Raw genomic sequence first — 19,964 nt, forward strand, 5'->3', positions numbered from 1 at the left:
TCAGAAATTGAAGAGAAGGAAACGCGGCGTGCCGGTGGATGAACACCGATGAGAAACGCCAGTTCCAAACCGAAAGGACCGAAAATCATGTTTACTCCGCTTCGCAAGATCGCCCGCGCCGTTCGTGGCAAGACCACCCAGGAACGCGAATTCGAATATCTCAGCGGCTCGGTATCGAATGTCGACCTCGAGTTCCGTCAGCGCGAAATCGACCGCGGCCTGTTCCGCCGGTAATGCGCTCAGCGCATGGCAGCCAATCGCCATGCGTATGGACACGGAAAGCGCGGCGGTAATGGCCTGTGTTTTCCTGTGCACCGAAAGCCCAGGAGATACGCGCCTCAGCGCGTCTCCTCCATGCCGCTGTCCAGTGTGACTGATCGGGTATGCTGCATTTGCAATGATCAGCGTGGGATAACCGGGCAAAAGTTCTTTGTTGCCTACCACGCTCTTGGCTCGGCCGGGGTGATGAAGTAGACTGCCCCCATGCCGTTTCGCCGCCGTGAACCCCTTGGTTTTTCAGAGAAGATTCGCGACCTCTTCTGGCCGCGAACGGGTTTTTCCCGTTCGTTGCGCTATATGAAGTTGCGCCTGCTCAGGCTTTCCGCCTCTCCCCATTCCATTGCCGCCGGTGTCGCCATCGGTGTGGGTGTGGCGTGGATGCCGTTTCTCGGTGTTCACATCATCATTGCCATGGCGCTCGGTTTCCTCATGCGCGTCAACCTCGTGGCGGCGGCACTCGGTACGACTTTCGCCAATCCGCTGACATTTCCTTTCATCTGGGCCTCCACCTGGGAGCTGGGACATGTCATTCTCGGGCGAAAGACGTCGGAAAGTGCTGCGCATGTGGATTTCGTGGCGCTGTTTAGCCATCTTGAATTCCGGCAGATATGGACGCCGGTACTGGAACCCATGACCATTGGTGCGGTTCCGCCAGCCATCATCAGCGCGGTCATCGCCTATATCGCCGTTTATGGGCTCATCAACGGTTTTCAGCGCCGCAAGATGGAAAATCTCGCGCATCGCGCCGCCAACAAGAATGCTTCTCTGGAGATGTTGAAATGATCATTGGATTGGGAAGCGACCTGATAGACATCCGGCGCGTTGAAAAATCGATCGAGCGCTTCGGCGAGCGTTTCACCCATCGGTGTTTCACCGATATCGAGCGCGCCAAATCCGATGGCCGCAAGAACCGCGCCGCGTCCTATGCCAAGCGTTTCGCCGCCAAGGAGGCCTGTTCCAAGGCGCTTGGCACCGGCCTTGCGAACGGCGTTTTCTGGAAGGACATGGGCGTCGTCAACCTTCCGGGCGGCAAGCCCACCATGGTGCTGACAAACGGGGCAGGGGAGCGACTGGCGGCCATGCTGCCCGCAGGCCATCGCGCCAATATTCACCTGACGATCACGGATGACCACCCTTACGCTCAGGCATTTGTGATCATCGAGGCGCTTCCCGTGATCGATTGACGCCTGGGGGCACCGTTGGGCGCGCTCTATTTGCACGGCTGTCACAGAAGCGCTTCCCTTCGGGCTGGAAAGGTTCTAGAGAAGTCGCAGAAATATGAAAGCGTTGCGGGCCGCGTGAAACAGCATCACCCGCCCCAGGCGCGATAAGCAACGGCCCGTCAGCTTCTTGGATCGAAGAAGCCGGGAAACAATCAGGCAGGTCTTTAAGTGTCGGAAAAAGCGGAAAAGAAGCAGAACGCCCTTTGGGAGAACGTCAAGGTCATCATTCAGGCGCTGCTGCTGGCGATGGTCATCCGCACCGTGCTGTTTCAGCCCTTCACCATCCCGTCGGGCTCGATGATGCCGACGCTGCTGGTCGGCGACTATCTTTTCGTCAACAAGTTCTCCTACGGCTATTCTAAATATTCGCTGCCTTTCTCGCCGAACCTGTTTTCGGGCCGCATTCTGGAATTCAGCAAGCCGAAGCGCGGCGATGTCGTGGTCTTCCGCCTGCCGCCCAATCCTGAAGTGGATTACATCAAGCGTCTGGTCGGCCTGCCGGGCGACCGAATTCAGGTCACGAATGGCGTGCTGTTCATCAACGGCCAGCCGGTGCCCAAGCAGCCCGACGGCACCTTCACGTCGGATTATCGCGCCGATCCGGGCGCCAACGTACCCGTTTTCCGCGAAACGCTTGACAATGGCGTTACCTACGACACGCTCGATCAGTCGCCCGACTCGCGCGGCGACAACACCCGCGAATTCGTGGTCCCCGAAGGCCATTATTTCATGATGGGCGACAACAGAGACAATTCGCTAGATAGCCGCTTCGATGTCGGTTTCGTGCCGGAAGAAAACCTGATTGGCCGCGCCAGCGTCATCTTCTTCTCTTTGGGCAACGACACGCCGTTCAGCCGCATTTGGGAATGGCCGGCCAACATGCGTTGGGACCGCCTGTTCAAGGTTGTGGGATGAGCAAGACCAAGCCGCTTTCCGCGGACGAGATTTCCCGTCTGGAAGCGTTGATCGGATATGAGTTCAAGGAAAAGGCCCGGCTCGACCGGGCCTTGACCCATGCCAGCGCCCGCTCCGCCGCGGCGGGCAATTACGAACGTCTGGAGTTTCTGGGCGACCGCGTTCTGGGTCTCTGCGTTGCAGAGCTTCTGTTCTCCATCTTCCGCAATGCGTCCGAAGGTGAGCTTTCGGTGCGTTTGAACCAACTGGTCAGCGCCGAATCCTGCGCGTCGATCGCTGACGAGATGGGCCTGCACAATTTCATCCGCACCGGATCCGACGTCAAGAAACTCACCGGCAAGGCGATGCTGAACGTGCGCGCCGATGTCGTCGAAAGCCTGATTGCCACCATCTATCTGGATGGCGGCCTCGATGCGTCGCGCAAATTCATTCTGAAATATTGGCAGGGCCGTGCCACGAGCGTGGATGCCGGACGGCGTGACGCGAAAACGGAACTGCAGGAATGGGCGCACGCAAAGTTTGCGGTCACCCCATCTTACCGGGTTGACGATCGCTCCGGACCGGATCACGATCCCCGCTTTACGGTGACTGTTGAAATTCCCGGCGTAAAGCCGGAAACCGGCGTCGAGCGTTCCAAGCGCGCGGCCGAGCAGGTGGCGGCAACCAGATTGCTGGAACGCGAAGGCGTCTGGCAGAAAAGCTCTACCTGAAACTGAGCTGACCGGCGACGGCAGCTGACTATCAAGCGCATGGCGAGCCCTCTGGCCGCATGTTGAATACCTCTGACCTTGAATGGATATCATGACCGATCACGAAAACCCCGCCTCGACAGGCGAAGACAATGCCCTTCCGACCCGCTCCGGCTTCGTTGCCCTCATTGGCCCTACAAATGCCGGTAAGTCGACGCTGGTAAACCGGCTGGTGGGCGCCAAGGTTTCCATCGTCAGCCACAAGGTGCAGACGACGCGTGCGGTCATGCGCGGCATCGCCATTCACGACAACGCGCAGATCGTGTTCATGGACACGCCCGGTATCTTCAAGCCGCGCCGTCGGCTGGACCGCGCCATGGTCACCTCCGCCTGGGGCGGCGCGAAGGACGCCGATCTCATTCTTCTTTTGATCGACAGCGAGCGCGGCCTGAAGGGCGACGCTGAGGCGATTCTCGAAGGCCTGAAGGACGTCCCCCAGAAGAAAATCCTCTGCCTCAACAAGATCGACCAGGTAAAGCGCGAAGACCTCCTGAAGCTCGCCGCCGCCGCCAATGAGACGGTCGCCTTCGACCGCACCTTCATGATCTCGGCGACCAATGGCTCCGGTTGTGAAGACCTGATGAACTATCTGGCTGCCGAATTGCCGGAAGGCCCATGGTATTATCCGGAAGACCAGATCTCCGACCTGCCCATGCGCCAGCTTGCCGCCGAAATCACCCGCGAAAAGCTGTTCCTGCGCCTGCACCAGGAACTGCCCTATGCCTCGCATGTCGAGACGGAAAAGTGGGAAGAGCGCAAGGATGGCTCAGTGCGCATCGAGCAGGTGATCTATGTCGAGCGCGACAGCCAGAAAAAGATTGCGCTCGGCAAGAACGGCGATGCCATCAAGGCGATCTCCACCGCCTCGCGCAAGGAACTCTCGGAAATCCTCGAACAGCCGGTGCATCTCTTCCTGTTCGTCAAGGTGCGCGAGAACTGGGGCGACGACCCGGAGCGTTTCCGCGAAATGGGGCTGGAATTCCCGCGAGGCTGAAAGCGCGTCATTCCCGCGTTTCTGTGAGGATACAGAAACGCGGTGGGAGGAGCGCGATGTCTTTGTTCCCGGCAGGGAACCGAATATCCTTGGAACGGGTTGTTCCAAAAACAATTGGGCGCAACCTTTTTTCATGATGGATAATCATGTCACCCAAAAAACCGAACGGGATTTCCACCACCCCCTGCCAGCAATGCCCGCTGCGCGATCTACCGCATTTCAGGGACTTTTCTTCTTCGGAACTGGATTTCGTGTCCCGTTTCAAGACGGGGGAATTGGCGGTGGAGAGCGGCTCCGTCATTCTGATGGAAGGCTCACACAGCGCTCACCTCTACACGGTTCTTGCGGGCTGGGCATTTCGCTACAAGACTTTGGAGGACGGCCGGCGGCAGATCCTGAATTACGTGATGCCGGGCGACCTCGTCGGCCTGCAGGGCACGGTGATGGGGGAGATGCAGCACTCGGTTGAGGCCTTGTCGCCGGTCACGCTATGCGTCTTCGAGCGATCGCGCCTCAACAATCTCTTTACCGACCACCCGACGCTTGCCTATGATCTGACATGGATTGCGGCGAGCGAAGAGCGCATGCTCGACAGTCATCTGCTCAGCATCGGCCGTCGCACGGCGCTTGAGCGCGCGGCCTACCTTATCGCTTTCCTTTACAGCAGGGCGAAAGCGGTCGCGCTGCTGCAGGGGGAGGCGACGATCCCTGTCACCCAGCAGCACGTGGCCGATACGCTCGGCCTCTCCATCGTCCACACCAACAAGACGCTGAGAAAGCTCGTCGATCGCGGGCTTATCCGCTGGACGGACAAGGGCTGTCTGGTGCTGGATGACGCCGGACTGGCGCAAGTTGCGGGCTGGGAAAGCGACGGCAAGCGGCAGAGACCGTTTATCTGATCTTCCGACATGTCTTTTTTAAATGACGGGCGAGCCGCAATTTGCGACTGCTCCCATGATATCTCACTGGAGAATCGTTTCGAAGACGACGGCTTCGAGCCTGACGGCTCTCTTTGTTAGGAAGAAAAATATGGTGCCACAACGGGTTATCATCGTTGAGGATGAATATCTGGTGGCGCTCGATGTTGAGGCGGTTCTCCAGTCGATGGGTGTGGAGACCGTTATCATCGCCACGACGCTTGCGCAGGCGAGGAAGGCTCTCGAAGAGGATGGCGCCGATTGCGTGCTTCTCGATGTCAGCCTTTCTGACGGTAAAAGCTATGATTTTGCACGCCACTTGCGGTCTGCGTCCATTCCTTTCGGTTTTGTCAGCGGTTACGGCGACACGACCGGATTCCCCGAAGATCTCCTGCATGCGCCCTTGCTCGGCAAGCCTTTCGGAGAAAACGAAATCACCGATTTCGTCCTCCGCCTCGTCGATGCGGCGCGTGTTACCGTAAAAGAATAACGTTTCGCCGCCGGATCGGTTATGATCGGGCTTGAATCGAAATTCGGACAGGTTTCATGCAGTGGCAGGATGAGGCGATCATTCTCGGCGTAAAGCGCCATGGCGAGACGAGTGTCATCGCCGAGGTGATGACCCGCACACGCGGCCGCCATCTCGGCATGGTGCGCTCCGGGCGCTCCCGCAGCATGCAGCCGGTGCTGCAGGCGGGAAACCGGGTAGACGTCGTCTGGCGCGCGCGCCTTGACGATCATCTCGGAGAATACCGCATCGAGCCCCTGCAACTGCGCGCGGCGCAATTGATGGAAACGGCCACCGCCGTATACGGCGTCCAGGCCATGGGGGCGCTGCTGAGGCTTTTGCCGGAGCGCGATCCGCATCCGCATCTTTATCAGGCGCTCGATATCATTCTCGATAATCTCCACGACCCGGCCGATGCAGGCGAACTTTTCGTGCGCTTCGAGTTGGCGGTGCTGAATGATCTCGGTTTCGGGCTTGATCTTACCGAATGTGCGGCGACGGGGCTGCGCAACGATCTCATCTATGTCTCGCCGAAAACGGGAAGGGCGGTCTGCCGCACGGCGGGAGCGCCCTATGCGGACCGGATGCTGTCGCTTCCGGCTTTTCTCGGCGAAGGCCAGTCGAAAGCCGCTGATCCCGAGAGCCTTGCGGCAGCTTTTCGCCTGACCGCCCATTTCCTCAACCGCCATGTCTACGATCCGCGCGGGCTCAATGAAAACGCCGCCCGCGACGGTTTCGTGCAGGCGGCGCTGAAGGCTTTGGAGCGCAGGGGGTCGCCGCCCGCACTGGACAGGGCCGGTTAATTCCGGGCCATCGCTATTGGGCGAAGGCCGGCCGTGGGGCGGGGCGTTCTTCAATTGGCCAGTGCACGACGGCCGCAAAAATCCCCATGCCGACGCCAAGCCACCAGACGAGGTCGTAAGAACCGAACCTGTCATAAAGAAAGCCGCCCAGCCAGACGCCAAGGAACGAGCCAATCTGGTGGGTGAGGAACACGACGCCGCCGAGCATGCCGAGATGGCGCGTGCCGAACATGATGGCCACCAGCGCATTTGTGGGCGGCACGGTGGAGAGCCAGAGGATGCCCATGACGGAAGCAAAGAGAATGACTGAAAGCGGCGATTGCGGCAAAAGCAGAAAGGCAGTCACGACCACGGAACGGGCAATATAGATATAGGCCAGGAAATAGGGCTTGGAATAACGCTGTGCGATGACGCCGGCGGCCAGCGATCCGATGATGTTGAAGAAGCCGATGAGCGCCATGGCAATCACCGCGTAGCGTGGTTCGATACCGATATCGCCGAGATAGGCCGGGAAATGCGCGGTGATGAAGGCCACCTGGAAACCACAGACGAAGAAGCCCGTCGTCAGCAGCAGATAGCTCTTGTGGCCAAGCGCTTCCTTCAGCGCTTCGCCCGCGGTCTGCTGGAACTGCGCCTGCGACTGGGTGCCGGAGGACGAGTTTCCGCGCATGAAAAAGGCGAGCAGCGGCACCAGCATCATCATGGCGGCGAGCCAGACGAGACTGTCCGACCAGCCATAGGTGGAAATCAGCCCCTGGCTGATAGGTGCAAACAGGAACATGCCTGCCGAACCCGCCGCCGTGCCGATACCAAAGGCGAATGAACGCTGCTGCGGCGTGACATGGCGGGCGAAGGCGGAAAGGATGACGCTGAACGACCCTGCGGCAATGCCAAGCCCAACGAGAACGCCGCCGCCGAAATGCAGCCAGAAGGGCGATGTGCCGAAGGACATGCAGATGAGGCCCGTCGCATAAAGAAAGCCCGAGAGCACGAGCACGCGGCCCGTACCGAACTTATCGGCGATGGCGCCGAAGAAGGGTTGGCCGAGACCCCAGAAGAGGTTCTGCAGCGCCATGGCAAGGCCGAAGGTTGAACGATCCCAGCCGGTATCGGCCAGCATCGGCAACTGGAAAAAGCCCATGGCGGAGCGGGGGCCGAACGTCATGACCGCAATCAGCGACCCGGCTGCGATAATCAGCCAGGGCATGCTCTGGCGAGTGGCTTGCGACATGAATATTCCCCCCTCGCAGCGCCCGCCTCTGAAAGAAGCGCAAAGCATGCCGCGGATTCCACAATGATGGGATGAATATTATCTTTTGTCAGCCGGCCCCACTAGCGACTTTTCTTGACGGCCATTATTCATGCGATTGATGGAATGCGGCCTAAGAGGCGACGATGAAACAGAATATCTACGACGATCCCGGGTTTTTCGAGCGCTACAGCGCCATGCCGCGTTCCGTGGAAGGTCTGCGTCAGGCCGGCGAGTGGCACGAATTGCGCGCCATGCTGCCCCCGCTGAAAGACAAGTCCTTTCTCGACCTCGGTTGCGGTTTCGGCTGGCATTGCCGCTTTGCCGCGGAGCTGGGCGCACGCCATGTCGTCGGCATCGATCTCTCGGAGAACATGTTGCGCCGCGCTGCCGAGATCAATGGTGGGCCCGGCATCGAATATCGCCGCGCCGCTATCGAAGACATCGATTTTCCGCGGCAGAGTTTCGATGTGGTGCTGAGTTCCCTTGCCCTGCATTACGTCCGCGATCTCGACGTGGCATTCGCAGGGATTTTCGCCGTGCTGAAGTCGGGCGGCGATTTCATTTTTTCCATCGAGCATCCCGTTTTTACGGCGCTGGAAAAACAGGACTGGTTTTACGGCGAGGATGGCGAAATCCTGCACTGGCCACTCGACAACTACCAGAACGAGGGCGTGCGCCGCTCCAACTGGATGGCGGACGATGTGGTAAAATATCACCGCACCGTGTCAGCTATCGTCAACGGCCTCCTGTCCGCTGGTTTCAACCTGACGCGTCTGGCGGAACCACGTCCGGATCCGGCTTTGATGGCCGAGCGCCCGGAGTTGAAGCATGAAAACCGCCGCCCGATCTTTTTGATCGTCGGTGTGAAGAAGTCGTGACATGACCCTTGCGTTGTATCGCCGGGGTGCACAAAGATTGAGATCGGGGCGTCAGGCTCGAAGCTTGCCTTGTTTCATAGTGCTCCGTCCCTCCTCATCTCTGTGCTTGTCACAGAGATCCAGCCAGCCCAAGTCTTTGGGCTGAGGGATTGTTTCGCCGCGCAGACGCGCATCGGCTGGATTCCTGTGACAAGCACAGGATGAGGGGAGCGAGGGTTTGACGACAGGTTAAAGCGCTGCCTGATGCCCAGAGGATTCCGTTTGAACCGGACTGACTTAGCGCCTCTTGATCGCCCAGCCTTCGGGCCTTTCCTCGATCACCTTTGCGACGTCGCCGACAGACAGCCTGCCTTCACCGCGCGGTGTCACGTTCCAGCCGAACAGCGGGCCGGGCACGCGCCGGTCTGCGGACATGCGGATGCGGCCCATGGCCTTCATGGGAGAGGACACATCGCGGGAGCCGGTCGTCTGATCCTGCGTGGTCATGATGCAGCGGGCGCAGGGTTTGACGAGATCGAAGCGAATGCCGCCGATCTCGATGGCCTCCCACGCGTCTTCCGCCCATGGTTCGTCCGTCTCAAGCACGATATTGGGCCGGAACCGCTCCATGCCAACGCCGTCTTCGCCATTTTCGCGCATGTTGTCGTTCAGCGCGGCAAGCGAGGCGGTGGTGGTGACAAGGATCTGGTAGCCATCCGCAAAGGTGACGGGCGTTTCATTGCCTGTCCACTCGAGGCTCGCGATGCGTTTGGAAGCGTTATCGAAAAAGGCGAGCTTCACTTCGCGTCCGAGCCATGCCGAGAGCGTGTCATTGGTCACAGCGTCGGCCATATTGGCGCTGACGATCGATTTCCATACCGCCACATCCATGCGCTCGCCGGATGGCCTTGCGACGATCTCGCCGTGCTGGTCGCGCGAAAGCAACATGCCCCCGTCCTCGTGCCGCGCCAGAACCGTGGCAATGGCAGGCAATTCACGCTGGGTGATGAAGTGGCCCGACGGGTCCACAAGCATGGCGCGACGGTCACCCGGCAGACCCTCGGCCGACACGGCGCTGTCCGGGAGGGAAATGCCGCGCGCGCTTTTCAGCGGGTAGATATTAAGCTCTGTCACGCGCATCATGCTTCCTCATATTTCATCGAGAAACAGGTCCAGCACCTGTTTCAGCCGCTCATGGCGGGCTCTGGCCATCTGCCTGCCGGTCTCTGTGCGAAAACCATCTGCCAGCTTGAACAGCTTGGTCTCGAAATGGTCGATGGCAAAAGCGCGGTCATCAAGCGGCCGTTCCTTCGCCAAGGGGTCGACCGGATCGTAAAGTGCGGAGCCCATGCGTCCGGCAATATAAAAGCAGCGCGCCGCGCCCACCATGCCTATGGCATCCAGCCGGTCGGCATCCTGAAGGATTTTAGCCTCCAGCGTCTGCGGCTCGATATTGGCGGAAAAGCTGTGGGTGATGATCGCATGCGTGACGGCGTCGATATCCTGCTTCTTCCAGCCGAGGCCGGCCAGAATGCCTGAAGCCTTTTCTGCCGCCAGCCGTGATGCCTGTGCCCGCAAGGGCGAGTTTTTCTCCACGGCCACACAATCATGCAGCAGCACGCTGGCCGCCAGCACGGTGCCATCGCCGCCTTCACCCGCATGGATGCGCATGGCATTGCGGAAGACGCGGTGAATATGGGCCAGATCATGCGACCCGTCGCCCGCATCGGCGGCGTGCGGGATCAAATCCTGCGCAAGCGCCGCATGGGGCGCGAAAGCCTCCGCAGCGATCATGCCTGCGGCTTCCGGGTGAGGATTTTCTGGTAGAACAGGCCGATGCCGATGAGCACCGCGCCGAGCCCGATGAAGGACAGCGCCCGGAGCACGCCTTCGAGGTTGCTCATGTCGATCAGGAAGGCCTTGGCAACCGAGATCAGCACGAAGGCGGCCGATGCCAGACGCAGGCTGCGGGCATTAAAGCGCGAGCCAAGCACGAGCAGCAGGACGCCGATCAGCAGCCAGACCACCGAGTAGCTGTAGGTCTCGCCCTGCATAAAGCCCTTCCAGTCAGCAATGTTCTCGCCTTGCCAGAAACGGCGCACCGAAAGCGTGGCCCAGGCAAAACCGAGCGCTGCTCCCGCCACCGCCAGCATGCTGACATAGGGCGGCGGACGTTTTCCGCGCGCGTAATAGGCGAGGCCGCCATAAGCGAATGCCGGCAAAAGGTAACCGATCAGCAGCAGGTTGAGGACCGGTATGCGGCCGGTATTCTCGCCGGTGAAATAGGGGTTGAGCGTGAAGAAATGCATCGTCAGCACGTTGATGACGGCGATGACGCCGGCGATCATCGAGCCGTAACGGAAGACGGGGCTGGGGCTTTTCAAATCCAGCGTCATCAGGACACCGGAGAAGCCGATGGTCAGCAGCGTGTAGATCGACTGCTCGCCGAGAGTCGGCACATTGCTGTCGAGCGTACCGCCATTCATTGCGTGGCGAACGAGGATGGCCACGGCCAGAAGTCCCATGACGCTGGCGATGGCCTGCAGGAAGTTCTTGATCCGCATGCCCGGCCAGTCGCGCAACAGCCACGCGGAGACGATGGCCAGCAAGGCAGGGATGCCATAACCCGGCAGCAGCGCGTTGAAGACCGGCGTCGTGCCGAGATTTTGCGGCCCGACGATTGTCGGCTCCCAGGCGATCCGGCCAAGAACGGCAACACTTGCGACAGCCATGACCCAGGGCAGTATATCCCAGTTGCGGTAGCGGCTCGCCAGCACGTAAAGGAAGCCGATGACGGACAGCAGCACTGTCGTCGCGAGCCCTTCCGTCAGCGTGTGCAGGCAGAGCGCGAAGGCGGCGAAGGAGCCGAGCACAAAAATGTTCAGCGGCTTGCGATAGGCCTCACTGTTGCGCCGGTGCAGCCATTCAGCACCGGCAAGCAGCACGAAGCCAAGGCCGAGACCATAGGCCGCGTGCAGCCAGTCGCGGCCGAGATTGCCATATTCGACGAAGCTCGCCGTGGCGAGCCAGACAGGGAACAGGGCGGCAATGCCAGCCCAGAGCTGGGCGAAATCCGCATCTTCTGCGCCCTTGCGTTTCAGGAAGGAAAAGGCGCACAGCACGAAGATAGCCCCAAGGCCGAGCGCCATGGCAATTTCCGCAGCGTAGCCTGTGCCCACGGGCGGAAGCGTCACGCCGGTATCATTCACGAGACCAATAAAATCGATGCCACGCCGCGACATGAGCGACACCGCAGACTGCGCGCCGAGCGCGGCGATGATCGCCGGCCAGACGGCATAGTCACGGGCAGCACCGAGTGCTGCAAGAGCTGCAATAAGCGCTGAAACGATAAGCGCCGGGTGAGTATCGACGCTGCCTTCGGCAAAGAGGAAGCCGATGGCCGGCAGGATCACCGCCATCGGTACGGTGAGGTTGAGGGCGAGCGACGGGCGCAGCAAAAGCCGCATGATGCGAATCGCGCGCCGCTCGGGAGCCGCCGTTTCGGCAGCGTCCGGAGGCGTGGTGTCGTACTGTTTTCCGGGCCAAAGGAAGATCGTGCCAGCGAGCATAATGAGCAGGGCAAGAGTCGGCGGTTCGGCACTGATTGCATCCGAAAAGCCGATATATCCGAGAGCCCAGAGGCCGAGTCCGGCATTGGCAAGCGACGGGACCACCGTCCAGCCCTGCCGGCGCGCCGCTGCCGCGGTTGCGAGCCAAGAGACGGTGAGGAAGACGAAGAGCGCCCAGATGTTCGGCGTTTCGGTGGAAATCAGCGCCGGCGTCAGCATCGAACCGAGAAGTCCGAGACCGGCGAGCGCCTGTCCGTGCAACAACGACAGGCCGATGGTGGCGAAGGCGACGAGGCCGAGCAGGATAAAGGCGGTGCCGGGGCCGATATAGTCGTAGATGCCATAAGCCGCATAAACCACACCGAACAGCGTCAATGCGCCGGCCGCAGTGAGCACACCCGGTATCATGGCATTGGAGTAGGTGGTGGCGATGCCTGGCACCGCCTTGCGGCGTATCGCTTCACCGGCAAGCCCGAGAAAGAGGCCGAAAATGGCGGCGAGCGATAGCCTGACCGCCGGGCTGAGCAGGCCTGATTCGATTGAATATTTGACGAGGAAAATGCCGCCGAGCGCCAGCGCCAGCCCGCCCGCCCAAACCGCCCAGCGCGCGCCGAGCAGGCTTTCGAAGCTTTCTTTCGCTGCCGGGGCAGACGCGGTATCAGAAGCCGCCACGGATACGGCATCGGCGAGTGGCGCAGCGGGGGCGTCTTCGCGCGCCACGTCTTGATCCGCCGCAGCGGTGCTGGCTTCTGAACGCTCGAAGGCATCTTCATCCCGGATGCCCGCTGGTTCCAGCGCCGTTTGGCCTTCCGTCTCTGCTGCGAAATCAGTCTTTTCGGCGGTTTCCGTGTTTTCCGCCAGTGCCGCAGCAGGAGCGGCCACGCCCGCCGCCATCAGCCGCTTGAGGCTGTGAACCTCCCGTTCGAGCGACTTGATGCGGCTTGAATTGCGGATGCTTGCGACCAGCGTGTAGATGAAGGCCGCGACAAGGGCGAGGATAAACAGCGGGATTTCCAAACGGACTCTCCAATTATGAAGCTGTTTTTAAAGCCCTTTTGGTGAATTTATGCAAGGCCCGGTTGATGAGGTTGTGGGTTACCGAGGGGAGCGAGCGCTCGCATCCGCGTCTTCTCCCCGAGGGGAGAAGTCTGCGGCAGTGGGATGAGGGGGCGAGGGTAGAAATAAACCGAGAGCTTGCCCCCCCCCTCAACCGACCCTTCAGACCACTTTCTCCCCTGGGCGAGAAGAAATGGGCGACATCCGCTCGGCTTATGCGCATCCCCCGAAAATCAGGGAACATCCGCCAGCCAGCGCCGCGCCACTTCGATATCCGTGAGCCCGAGTTCGTGCCCATCCTCCAGCGTTTCCACCTCAACCCTTGCGCCGTTTGCCGCAAGCCTGTCATGCAGCACGCTCGCCCCGTCGCGGTATTTGTCGCGTTCTCCCGCAACAAGCAGGAAGCTGCGGCCGGAAAGATCACTTTCCGGCCATGTTTCGAGAACAGGCATCGGGCGGTACAGCAGGGCGTCCCCGGCAAGCTCCGGATAAAGCGCGGCAAAGGCCGCATAGAAGTTTGCCCCATTGGAATGGCCGATAAACCGCAGTTTCGAACGATCGAGCCCATAGGAGCGGATTGCCCCTTCCACGAATGCGGCGAAGGCTTCCGCTTCCGAGACGATATCGTTCTGGTCGAAGCTGAAATCGGGATAACGCCGGAACCACCGGGCAATCCCTTCTTCCGTACTGCGGCCGCGGACGCCGAGAAGCGTCGCGCCCGGTGCTGCCCGGTGCGCCAGCGGCATCAGGCTTGTTTCACTTCCGCCGGAACCGTGCAGCAGAATCATGGTGCTGCCATCAGGCTCTTCGGGCGTGTAGAAACGGTGTACAAAGGGCAGGTCGCGATAGACGATGCGCTCTTCGCCAGGCATCGCAAATTGCGGCAGGGCGACACGCACATCCGCCTCATCCTTCATGAAGAGCGGCGGGATGAACAGTTTTTCGCCGAGCGATTCCAGCGGTTCGTCCACTGTCATACCCGGCCCGTCGGTTGCCATTTCGATCAATACCCCGCCCGGTTCGCGGACGTAGAGCGAATGGAAATATTTGCGGTCATGGGCGTTGGTGGTGCTGGAGTTCAGTGATTTCAGCCCGGTTAGAACCGAGTTCAACTCATCCATGTCTTTCGCGCGGAAGGCTATGTGATCCACCGTGCCAGTGCCCGGCGCGCTGGACCAGAAGCCCGTGGCGTCGCGCACATCGATAATGTCGCCGCTCCCGGAAACGAGCCGGCGAATTGCGCCCGTCTGGCTTACCTGCCTATATCCGAAGTGTTTTTCGAGAAAAGCCACGGTTTCTTCCGGCACTTCGCTCAGCACGGTCGCACCGTAGATGCGGCGAATGGCGTCCTCTTCGGTAATGTCTTTCGTCACGTGCGGCGTAGCGTCGTCAAACGCCTGAGTGCCGACCAGCTTGACGATCAGGCCGTCAGGGTCTTTCAGCCGAATCACGGGCTCCCCGAATTCGTCGGAGGGACCTTCCGCCCGGATGCCGAATCTCAGCGCCCGCGTTAGCCAGAAGCCGATGGCGGCAGGATCGATCGCCACGGAAATTTCCAGCGTCTGGCCATAACCCACGCGACCTTGGCCACCATCCTCCCACACCAGAAAAGTCAGCAGGGAACCGGGCGAGGCGATGTCATCGCCATAGAGCAGATGAAGCTGCATGGCGTCTTCGAAGCCCGCCGTGCGTTTGGCCAGCCGCAAGCCCAGAAAGCCGGCGTAAAAATCCACATTCGCCTGCACCTTTCGGGTGATCATCGTGATGTGGTGTATGCCCAGTGCAGAATTCATCTTGCCCCCGCTGTAGCCGCCTGCTGTTCGTGGCCTATTTGTCTCACGCTGCCCCTGATCCGCAACCCCGGCAAATGAGAACGCTGTGTTCTCTGCGTGAACGATACTGCTCTCGCTTCGTTGCATGCGCGATGTGCAGAATGCCGGCTTTTTGCCTGGCTCGCGAGTAATTGTGCATATAAAATAAGCATACAAAATAACGGCTATTTTGTATGCAATTTTGTCTTGCCTTGGAGGTCGGAATTGGGTCTTATGCAACCAATCCAACAAAACCATCAGGGGGAACAGATGATTTTAACGCGCAGGTTGTTGACCAGAGCTCTGGCCATTACCGCCATCGGTGTGTCCGCCGGCTTTTCGCTGCCAGCGGGGGAGGCGCGGGCAGAAACGCCGGTGAAATTCACGCTCGACTGGAAGTTCGAAGGTCCGGCCGCCGGTTTCCTGCTGGCACTCGACAAGGGGTACTTCAAGGCCGAGGGCCTCGACGTCACCATCGACAGCGGCAACGGCTCGGTCGAAGCCATTCCGCGTGTCGCGACCGGCGCCTACCAGATGGGTTTCGGCGACATCAACTCGGTGATGAAGTTCCTCGATGAGGATCCGAGCCAGAAGGTCAAGGCCGTCTATATGGTTTATGAGCGGCCCACTTTTGCCGTTGTTGGCCGCAAGTCGCTTGGCGTCACCGGCGATCCGAAATCGCTGGAAGGCAAGAAGCTCGGCGCGCCGCCGCCGGATGGCGCTTTTGCGCAATGGCCGGCTTTCAAGCAGGTCGCCGGTCTCGATGACAGCAAGATCAAGATCGAATCGATCGGTTTCCCGGTGCGTGAGCCGATGCTCGCCAAGGGTGATGTCGATGCGGTTTTCGGTTTTGCCTTTTCGGTGATCCTCAATCTCAAGAAGCAGGGCATCGGTGACGATGATATCTCGACCATTCTGATGGCCGAGCACGGCTTGAATCTCTATGGCAATGCAGTGCTGGTAAACACTGATTTCGCTGAGAAAAACCCTGAAGCGGTGAAAGGTTTCCTGAAAGCGCTGGCGAAGGGTTTTGCTGATTCCGTCAAGAACCCCGAAGAGGGCGTGGCTGCTGTTCTCAAGCGCAACGAAACGCTCGACAGTGCCATCGAACTCGAACGCCTGAACATGGCCAACAGCATGAACATCAAGACGCCCTATGTGGTGGAAAACGGTATGGGCGGCGTCGAGCCAAGCCGGCTTGCCGCCTCGCTGGAGACGCTCAAGGTGTCCATGGGCCTGAAGGGCAACGTCAAGGCGGAGCAGGTGTTCGACGCGACCTACCTGCCGGCCAAGGCAGAACGCATGCTTCCCTGATGGGTAAAATGAGCGGGTGCCGCAGGTTTCTTCTCCCCGCCGGGGAGAAGTCCGCGGTAGCGGGATGAGGGAGCAAGCTCTCGGTCTACCGCTGACGTTTCCCCCTCATCCGACCCTTCGGGCCACCTTCTCCCCCATCGGGGAGAAGAAACAAGCGGCAACGCCGGGTATGGCCGGCAGCCTAAGGAATTGCGGCGGGAGTAACGAAGGCCATAAGCGCCCGTTCCAGCCTGAAAATGGGGATCGCGATGTCACATCTCGTGGAAATAGATAATGTCGACATGCGCTACGGCGGGTCGGCCGGCACGCTGGCCGTCTCCGGCTTGAACCTGACGGTCGACAAGGGTGAATTCGCGGCCGTGGTCGGCCCGTCTGGCTGCGGTAAGTCGACCCTGATGAAACTGGTGACGGGGCTGCATATTCCGCAGAAGGGCAATGTCATCGTCGCCGGACGGCAGGTCACGGAGCCGGTTTCCATAGTCGGCATGGCGTTTCAGAACCCGACAATGCTGCCCTGGCGCACGACGCTCGAAAATATCCTGCTGCCGCTGGAGATCGTCGAAAAACATCGCCGACGTCTGCGCGCCCACAAGGCGGAATATGTCGCGAAAGCCGAGCGCCTTCTGGAAATCGTCGGCCTCAAAGGTTTTGGTTCGAAGTATCCGTGGCAGCTTTCCGGCGGCATGCAGCAGCGCGCCAATCTTTGCCGTGCGCTGATTCACGAACCGGAACTGCTGATGCTGGACGAACCTTTCGGTGCGCTCGATGCCTTCACCCGCGAGGAATTGTGGTGCGTCATACGCGACCTGCACGCCGCGCAGCGCGTCACTATCATCCTGGTGACCCACGATCTGCGCGAGGCGACATTTTTGGCCGACAAGATTTTCGTTATGAGTGCGAGGCCGGGCCGGGTGCTCGCCGAACACCGCGTGCCATTTGCACGCCCGCGCCAGCTCGACATCATGTATGACAAGGGTTTTAACGACATGGTGCAGGAACTGCATGGCGAAATCGCGCAGGCGAGGGTGGCGGCATGAGCGCGATCGTGGAAAGCACCGTGGCGGCCGAACCGCCGAAGCCGCTGATTGCCCGCGTCAACTGGGTGAAAGCCGCTCCCTGGCTTTATACGCTGGCGCTCTTCGTGGTGTGGGAACTGCTCGTCCATGCGCTGAAAATGCCGCCCACGATCCTGCCATCCCCGGTAAGGGTGGGCCAGGCCATCATGCAATATTGGTCGCCGATCTGGAAAAACTCGCTGCAGACACTTTATACGACGACACTGGGCTTTGCCCTTGCCGTGGTCGCCGGTCTTGCTATTGGCCTGTTCATTGGCTGGTCGAAAACCATCTATGCCGGGCTTTATCCGCTGATGATCGGTTTCAACGCCATCCCCAAGGTGGCGCTGGTGCCCATCCTCGTCATCTGGTTCGGCATCGGCACGGTTCCCGCCGTTCTGACCGCCTTTTTGATCTCCTTCTTCCCGATCGTCGTTAATGTGGCGACCGGGCTTGCCACCATTGAGCCGGAAACCGAAGACGTGCTGCGGGCGCTCGGTGCCAAGAAGATGGACATCATGTTGAAGGTCGGTATTCCGCGGTCCATGCCCTATTTCTTCGGCTCACTCAAAATCGCGATCACGCTCGCCTTCGTCGGCTCAGTCGTCTCGGAAACCGTCGCCTCCAATTATGGCCTCGGCAACATGATGAGTTCGGCGCAGAGCCAGTTCAATGTGCCGCTGGTCTTTGCCGGCCTGCTGATGCTCGCGGTGGAAGGCATCGTCATGTATGCCATCATGGCCTGGCTCGAAAAGCGCATGACGGGCTGGGCGCATCGCTCCACCATGGGGCAGTGAGTCTTTCTTTTCTCCGCCGGGAGACGGTGGCCCGAAGGGCCAGATCAGGGGGCGACGGCACAGATATGCGGAGAGCTTGCCCCCTCAACCCGCTGCCGCGACCTTCTCCCCGGCGGGGAGAAGGCGAAAGACCTGCTTGCTCGGCCTCACGCTCCGGAAAGCCGCGAGCCTGCTATAGCTCAATGCGCCGCCATTTCCTTGACGATATCGGCGCCGTCCATCAGGAACGGATAATAGGTTGGCCAATTGGTCACTTCGTCCAGCAATGCCTTGCGGTCGTTGCCCCAATAGAGATGGTAATGGCCGGCCTTGACCGGTGCGATGGAGTGATCGCTGAACTGGATGAATTGCGGTGCGGCCTCATCGCCGCCGGTTTTCTTGAAGATGTAGCGGACACCACGATTGCCCTTCTTGTAGGTCAGGATTTCGTGGCCGTCGCTGACATAGGTGCCTTCAGCGGGTTTGCCATTTTTATAAAACGCCACGCTGCCGCTCTTGATGACGATACGGTTCACGTCGGTCTTGTAGCCGACCTCGTAATAGGCGCGGTATTCGGCGGCCGTCTTGTCGCCATGAGCCGCCTTTTCCGCCATGACGGGATCGAGCGAGCCGTTCAGCAGGTAGGGATAAACGGATTGCCAGTCGCCTTCCCAATCGGAAAGTGTGCGTGGTTTCACCTGGGCATCCTCGAAATAACCCTTGTAGATCTGCTTTTCAGCTTCGGTCATCTGATGGCCGTGATCGTGCCCGTGCTCATGGCTGTGGGCTGCGGATTTGTCGCCACCGGCAGCCATTGTCGTGGTCGCCGCCAACAGCATGGAACCAAGTGCGACAGCGCCGGTGAGGCGGGTGATTGTCTTCTGCATTGTTTCGGCTCTCTCCTAAGATAGGTTACGTAATAACATTACGTATGAAGCTATAGAGATCGCATCAGCCGGATGCAAGTGCGCTACAGCGCGAGGCACCGAAAAAGCGCGACGGCTCTTGCAACCATCGCGCTTGCAGAAAAATGGGGGTGACGTCTCAGGCCGGCTGTGCGCTCACTTCCGCCTTACGCTCGTCGAACGCGAGTTTCATCGCTTTCGTCACATCGCGGGTCGTCACGAAATAGCTGTCGCTACGCACCCAGTAACGCAATTTGACGGTGGCGCTGTCGGCGCTCACCGAATCGACAAAGGTGACAGGGGCTGGGTCAAGCAGCACCCGGCTTTCCGAGCGTACGACATTCATCAGCATGTCCTGCGCAGCGGCGAGATTCTCATCGTTTTTCACCGTCAGGCTCAATTCGTGACGGCGAGAAGGAAAGCGGCTGAAATTGGTGATCGGCACGTTCCAGAGCGTCGAGTTGGGCGCCAGACGGTAAAGGCCGTCGCTGGTCTTCAGCTCGGTCGCAAACAGTCCGATCTCGATGATCGTCCCGCTGACGCTGCTGGTTTCGATATATTCCCCGACCCGGAAGGGACGCAGCACCAGCAGCATGATGCCGGCGGCAATGTTCTGCAGCGTTCCCTGAAGTGCGAGGCCAATGGCAAGACCGGCGGCGCCGAGGGCCGCCAGAATTGAGGCCGTCTGCACCCCGAACTGGCCCAGCACCATCACGATGACGAGAATGAGGACGACATAACGAATGGCGCCCGCGAAGAATCCGGCAAGCGTCGCATCGAAGCCGCGAATGCGCGACAGGCCCTGAAAGGCCCAGCGTTGAAGAAAGGCAGCGGCCAGCCAGCCGACGATTAACAGCAGAAGTGCACCGATCACCGAAAAGGAATATTGCACCGCCAGTGCGCTCGCCTGTCTTACGGCCGCTTGCGATGCGACAATGATATCCGTTGCCTGTTGTTCCATGAATCGTCCCGTGATTTTAT

General features: G+C 60.0%; 20 protein-coding genes. 13 read left to right on the top strand and 7 right to left on the bottom strand.

Annotated elements, in window-relative coordinates; genetic code table 11:
- Positions 1 to 87: 87 nt before the first annotated feature.
- The 9 genes from HQN82_RS03300 to recO all read left to right on the top strand — a co-directional run bounded on the left by HQN82_RS03300 (position 88) and on the right by recO (position 6,388).
- On the top strand, positions 88 to 234 hold the full coding sequence (locus tag HQN82_RS03300) for a hypothetical protein (protein WP_003496944.1): 147 nt from the start codon (positions 88 to 90) through the stop codon (positions 232 to 234).
- Positions 235 to 483: 249 nt separating this feature from the next.
- On the top strand, positions 484 to 1,062 hold the full coding sequence (locus tag HQN82_RS03305; protein ID WP_006699396.1) for a DUF2062 domain-containing protein: 579 nt from the start codon (positions 484 to 486) through the stop codon (positions 1,060 to 1,062).
- Positions 1,059 to 1,463 (top strand): holo-ACP synthase, encoded by a 405-nt coding sequence (gene acpS, locus HQN82_RS03310; RefSeq protein ID WP_004440912.1) that lies wholly within the window; start codon positions 1,059 to 1,061, stop codon positions 1,461 to 1,463. The genes HQN82_RS03305 and acpS overlap by 4 nt, the downstream gene beginning before the upstream one ends.
- 207 nt (positions 1,464 to 1,670) lie before the next feature.
- Positions 1,671 to 2,417: a signal peptidase I gene (lepB, locus tag HQN82_RS03315; protein ID WP_003509951.1), complete on the top strand. Its 747-nt coding sequence runs from the start codon at positions 1,671 to 1,673 to the stop codon at positions 2,415 to 2,417.
- Positions 2,414 to 3,127 (top strand): ribonuclease III, encoded by a 714-nt coding sequence (gene rnc, locus HQN82_RS03320; protein WP_004440914.1) that lies wholly within the window; start codon positions 2,414 to 2,416, stop codon positions 3,125 to 3,127. The genes lepB and rnc overlap by 4 nt, the downstream gene beginning before the upstream one ends.
- A gap of 82 nt (positions 3,128 to 3,209) precedes the next feature.
- Positions 3,210 to 4,160 (top strand): GTPase Era, encoded by a 951-nt coding sequence (era, locus tag HQN82_RS03325; RefSeq protein ID WP_022555902.1) that lies wholly within the window; start codon positions 3,210 to 3,212, stop codon positions 4,158 to 4,160.
- Positions 4,161 to 4,306: 146 nt separating this feature from the next.
- Complete coding sequence (locus HQN82_RS03330) at positions 4,307 to 5,059, top strand: Crp/Fnr family transcriptional regulator (RefSeq protein WP_004440919.1); 753 nt, start codon at positions 4,307 to 4,309, stop codon at positions 5,057 to 5,059.
- 130 nt (positions 5,060 to 5,189) lie between these two features.
- Positions 5,190 to 5,567: a response regulator gene (locus HQN82_RS03335; RefSeq protein ID WP_004440922.1), complete on the top strand. Its 378-nt coding sequence runs from the start codon at positions 5,190 to 5,192 to the stop codon at positions 5,565 to 5,567.
- Positions 5,568 to 5,623: 56 nt separating this feature from the next.
- Complete coding sequence (recO, locus tag HQN82_RS03340; RefSeq protein WP_006699397.1) at positions 5,624 to 6,388, top strand: DNA repair protein RecO; 765 nt, start codon at positions 5,624 to 5,626, stop codon at positions 6,386 to 6,388.
- A 13-nt stretch (positions 6,389 to 6,401) separates the two neighbouring features.
- Here recO and HQN82_RS03345 read toward each other — a convergent pair whose 3' ends face one another.
- The gene (locus HQN82_RS03345; RefSeq protein ID WP_004440927.1) at positions 6,402 to 7,619 is read right to left on the bottom strand and encodes an MFS transporter; all 1,218 of its coding nucleotides are present in this window, start codon (positions 7,617 to 7,619) and stop codon (positions 6,402 to 6,404) included.
- A gap of 164 nt (positions 7,620 to 7,783) precedes the next feature.
- Between HQN82_RS03345 and HQN82_RS03350 the strand changes: the two genes are divergently transcribed.
- Positions 7,784 to 8,518 (top strand): class I SAM-dependent methyltransferase, encoded by a 735-nt coding sequence (locus tag HQN82_RS03350; protein ID WP_173614544.1) that lies wholly within the window; start codon positions 7,784 to 7,786, stop codon positions 8,516 to 8,518.
- Between the two features lie 276 nt (positions 8,519 to 8,794).
- Here the strand turns inward: HQN82_RS03350 and HQN82_RS03355 are convergent, their stop codons facing one another.
- The 4 genes from HQN82_RS03355 to HQN82_RS03370 all read right to left on the bottom strand — a co-directional run bounded on the left by HQN82_RS03355 (position 8,795) and on the right by HQN82_RS03370 (position 14,915).
- The gene (locus tag HQN82_RS03355; RefSeq protein ID WP_173614996.1) at positions 8,795 to 9,637 is read right to left on the bottom strand and encodes an MOSC domain-containing protein; all 843 of its coding nucleotides are present in this window, start codon (positions 9,635 to 9,637) and stop codon (positions 8,795 to 8,797) included.
- Positions 9,638 to 9,646: 9 nt separating this feature from the next.
- Positions 9,647 to 10,291: an HD domain-containing protein gene (locus HQN82_RS03360; RefSeq protein ID WP_006699400.1), complete on the bottom strand. Its 645-nt coding sequence runs from the start codon at positions 10,289 to 10,291 to the stop codon at positions 9,647 to 9,649.
- The gene (locus HQN82_RS03365; RefSeq protein WP_173614545.1) at positions 10,288 to 13,083 is read right to left on the bottom strand and encodes a DUF2339 domain-containing protein; all 2,796 of its coding nucleotides are present in this window, start codon (positions 13,081 to 13,083) and stop codon (positions 10,288 to 10,290) included. The genes HQN82_RS03360 and HQN82_RS03365 overlap by 4 nt, the downstream gene beginning before the upstream one ends.
- Positions 13,084 to 13,355: 272 nt before the next feature.
- The gene (locus HQN82_RS03370) at positions 13,356 to 14,915 is read right to left on the bottom strand and encodes a VOC family protein (protein ID WP_112766968.1); all 1,560 of its coding nucleotides are present in this window, start codon (positions 14,913 to 14,915) and stop codon (positions 13,356 to 13,358) included.
- 288 nt (positions 14,916 to 15,203) lie between these two features.
- Here HQN82_RS03370 and HQN82_RS03375 point away from each other — a divergent pair, with 288 nt between their 5' ends.
- The 3 genes from HQN82_RS03375 (at position 15,204) to HQN82_RS03385 (ending at position 18,099) form a co-directional block, all read left to right on the top strand.
- Complete coding sequence (locus HQN82_RS03375) at positions 15,204 to 16,247, top strand: ABC transporter substrate-binding protein (RefSeq protein ID WP_107339821.1); 1,044 nt, start codon at positions 15,204 to 15,206, stop codon at positions 16,245 to 16,247.
- A gap of 248 nt (positions 16,248 to 16,495) precedes the next feature.
- Positions 16,496 to 17,284 carry an ABC transporter ATP-binding protein gene (locus HQN82_RS03380; protein WP_004440947.1) on the top strand — a complete coding sequence of 263 codons (789 nt, stop codon included), beginning with the start codon at positions 16,496 to 16,498 and terminating at the stop codon, positions 17,282 to 17,284.
- The gene (locus HQN82_RS03385) at positions 17,281 to 18,099 is read left to right on the top strand and encodes an ABC transporter permease (protein ID WP_037088925.1); all 819 of its coding nucleotides are present in this window, start codon (positions 17,281 to 17,283) and stop codon (positions 18,097 to 18,099) included. The genes HQN82_RS03380 and HQN82_RS03385 overlap by 4 nt, the downstream gene beginning before the upstream one ends.
- Positions 18,100 to 18,278: 179 nt before the next feature.
- Here the strand turns inward: HQN82_RS03385 and HQN82_RS03390 are convergent, their stop codons facing one another.
- Both HQN82_RS03390 and HQN82_RS03395 read right to left on the bottom strand, forming a co-directional pair.
- Positions 18,279 to 18,965, bottom strand: a complete 687-nt coding sequence (locus HQN82_RS03390) for a ZinT family metal-binding protein (protein ID WP_173614546.1) — start codon at positions 18,963 to 18,965, stop codon at positions 18,279 to 18,281.
- Positions 18,966 to 19,122: 157 nt separating this feature from the next.
- Complete coding sequence (locus HQN82_RS03395) at positions 19,123 to 19,944, bottom strand: mechanosensitive ion channel family protein (RefSeq protein ID WP_072494232.1); 822 nt, start codon at positions 19,942 to 19,944, stop codon at positions 19,123 to 19,125.
- Positions 19,945 to 19,964 lie beyond the last annotated feature (20 nt).

The organism is Agrobacterium pusense (genome assembly GCF_013285525.1).
Classification (GTDB): Bacteria; Pseudomonadota; Alphaproteobacteria; order Rhizobiales; family Rhizobiaceae; genus Agrobacterium; species Agrobacterium pusense.

What these genes read in the sequence shown, in the direction of transcription:
- HQN82_RS03345 (WP_004440927.1), bottom strand. Translation starts at nt 7,619, where the DNA reads ATGTCGCAAGCCACTCGCCAGAGCATGCCCTGGCTGATTATCGCAGCC.
- HQN82_RS03360 (WP_006699400.1), bottom strand. Translation starts at nt 10,291, where the DNA reads ATGATCGCTGCGGAGGCTTTCGCGCCCCATGCGGCGCTTGCGCAGGAT.
- HQN82_RS03375 (WP_107339821.1), top strand. Translation starts at nt 15,204, where the DNA reads ATGATTTTAACGCGCAGGTTGTTGACCAGAGCTCTGGCCATTACCGCC.
- HQN82_RS03390 (WP_173614546.1), bottom strand. Translation starts at nt 18,965, where the DNA reads ATGCAGAAGACAATCACCCGCCTCACCGGCGCTGTCGCACTTGGTTCC.
- HQN82_RS03355 (WP_173614996.1), bottom strand. Translation starts at nt 9,637, where the DNA reads ATGCGCGTGACAGAGCTTAATATCTACCCGCTGAAAAGCGCGCGCGGC.
- era (WP_022555902.1), top strand. Translation starts at nt 3,210, where the DNA reads ATGGATATCATGACCGATCACGAAAACCCCGCCTCGACAGGCGAAGAC.
- HQN82_RS03380 (WP_004440947.1), top strand. Translation starts at nt 16,496, where the DNA reads ATGTCACATCTCGTGGAAATAGATAATGTCGACATGCGCTACGGCGGG.
- HQN82_RS03330 (WP_004440919.1), top strand. Translation starts at nt 4,307, where the DNA reads ATGTCACCCAAAAAACCGAACGGGATTTCCACCACCCCCTGCCAGCAA.
- HQN82_RS03350 (WP_173614544.1), top strand. Translation starts at nt 7,784, where the DNA reads ATGAAACAGAATATCTACGACGATCCCGGGTTTTTCGAGCGCTACAGC.
- HQN82_RS03305 (WP_006699396.1), top strand. Translation starts at nt 484, where the DNA reads ATGCCGTTTCGCCGCCGTGAACCCCTTGGTTTTTCAGAGAAGATTCGC.
- HQN82_RS03385 (WP_037088925.1), top strand. Translation starts at nt 17,281, where the DNA reads ATGAGCGCGATCGTGGAAAGCACCGTGGCGGCCGAACCGCCGAAGCCG.
- HQN82_RS03370 (WP_112766968.1), bottom strand. Translation starts at nt 14,915, where the DNA reads ATGAATTCTGCACTGGGCATACACCACATCACGATGATCACCCGAAAG.
- recO (WP_006699397.1), top strand. Translation starts at nt 5,624, where the DNA reads ATGCAGTGGCAGGATGAGGCGATCATTCTCGGCGTAAAGCGCCATGGC.
- HQN82_RS03335 (WP_004440922.1), top strand. Translation starts at nt 5,190, where the DNA reads ATGGTGCCACAACGGGTTATCATCGTTGAGGATGAATATCTGGTGGCG.
- rnc (WP_004440914.1), top strand. Translation starts at nt 2,414, where the DNA reads ATGAGCAAGACCAAGCCGCTTTCCGCGGACGAGATTTCCCGTCTGGAA.
- HQN82_RS03300 (WP_003496944.1), top strand. Translation starts at nt 88, where the DNA reads ATGTTTACTCCGCTTCGCAAGATCGCCCGCGCCGTTCGTGGCAAGACC.
- acpS (WP_004440912.1), top strand. Translation starts at nt 1,059, where the DNA reads ATGATCATTGGATTGGGAAGCGACCTGATAGACATCCGGCGCGTTGAA.
- HQN82_RS03395 (WP_072494232.1), bottom strand. Translation starts at nt 19,944, where the DNA reads ATGGAACAACAGGCAACGGATATCATTGTCGCATCGCAAGCGGCCGTA.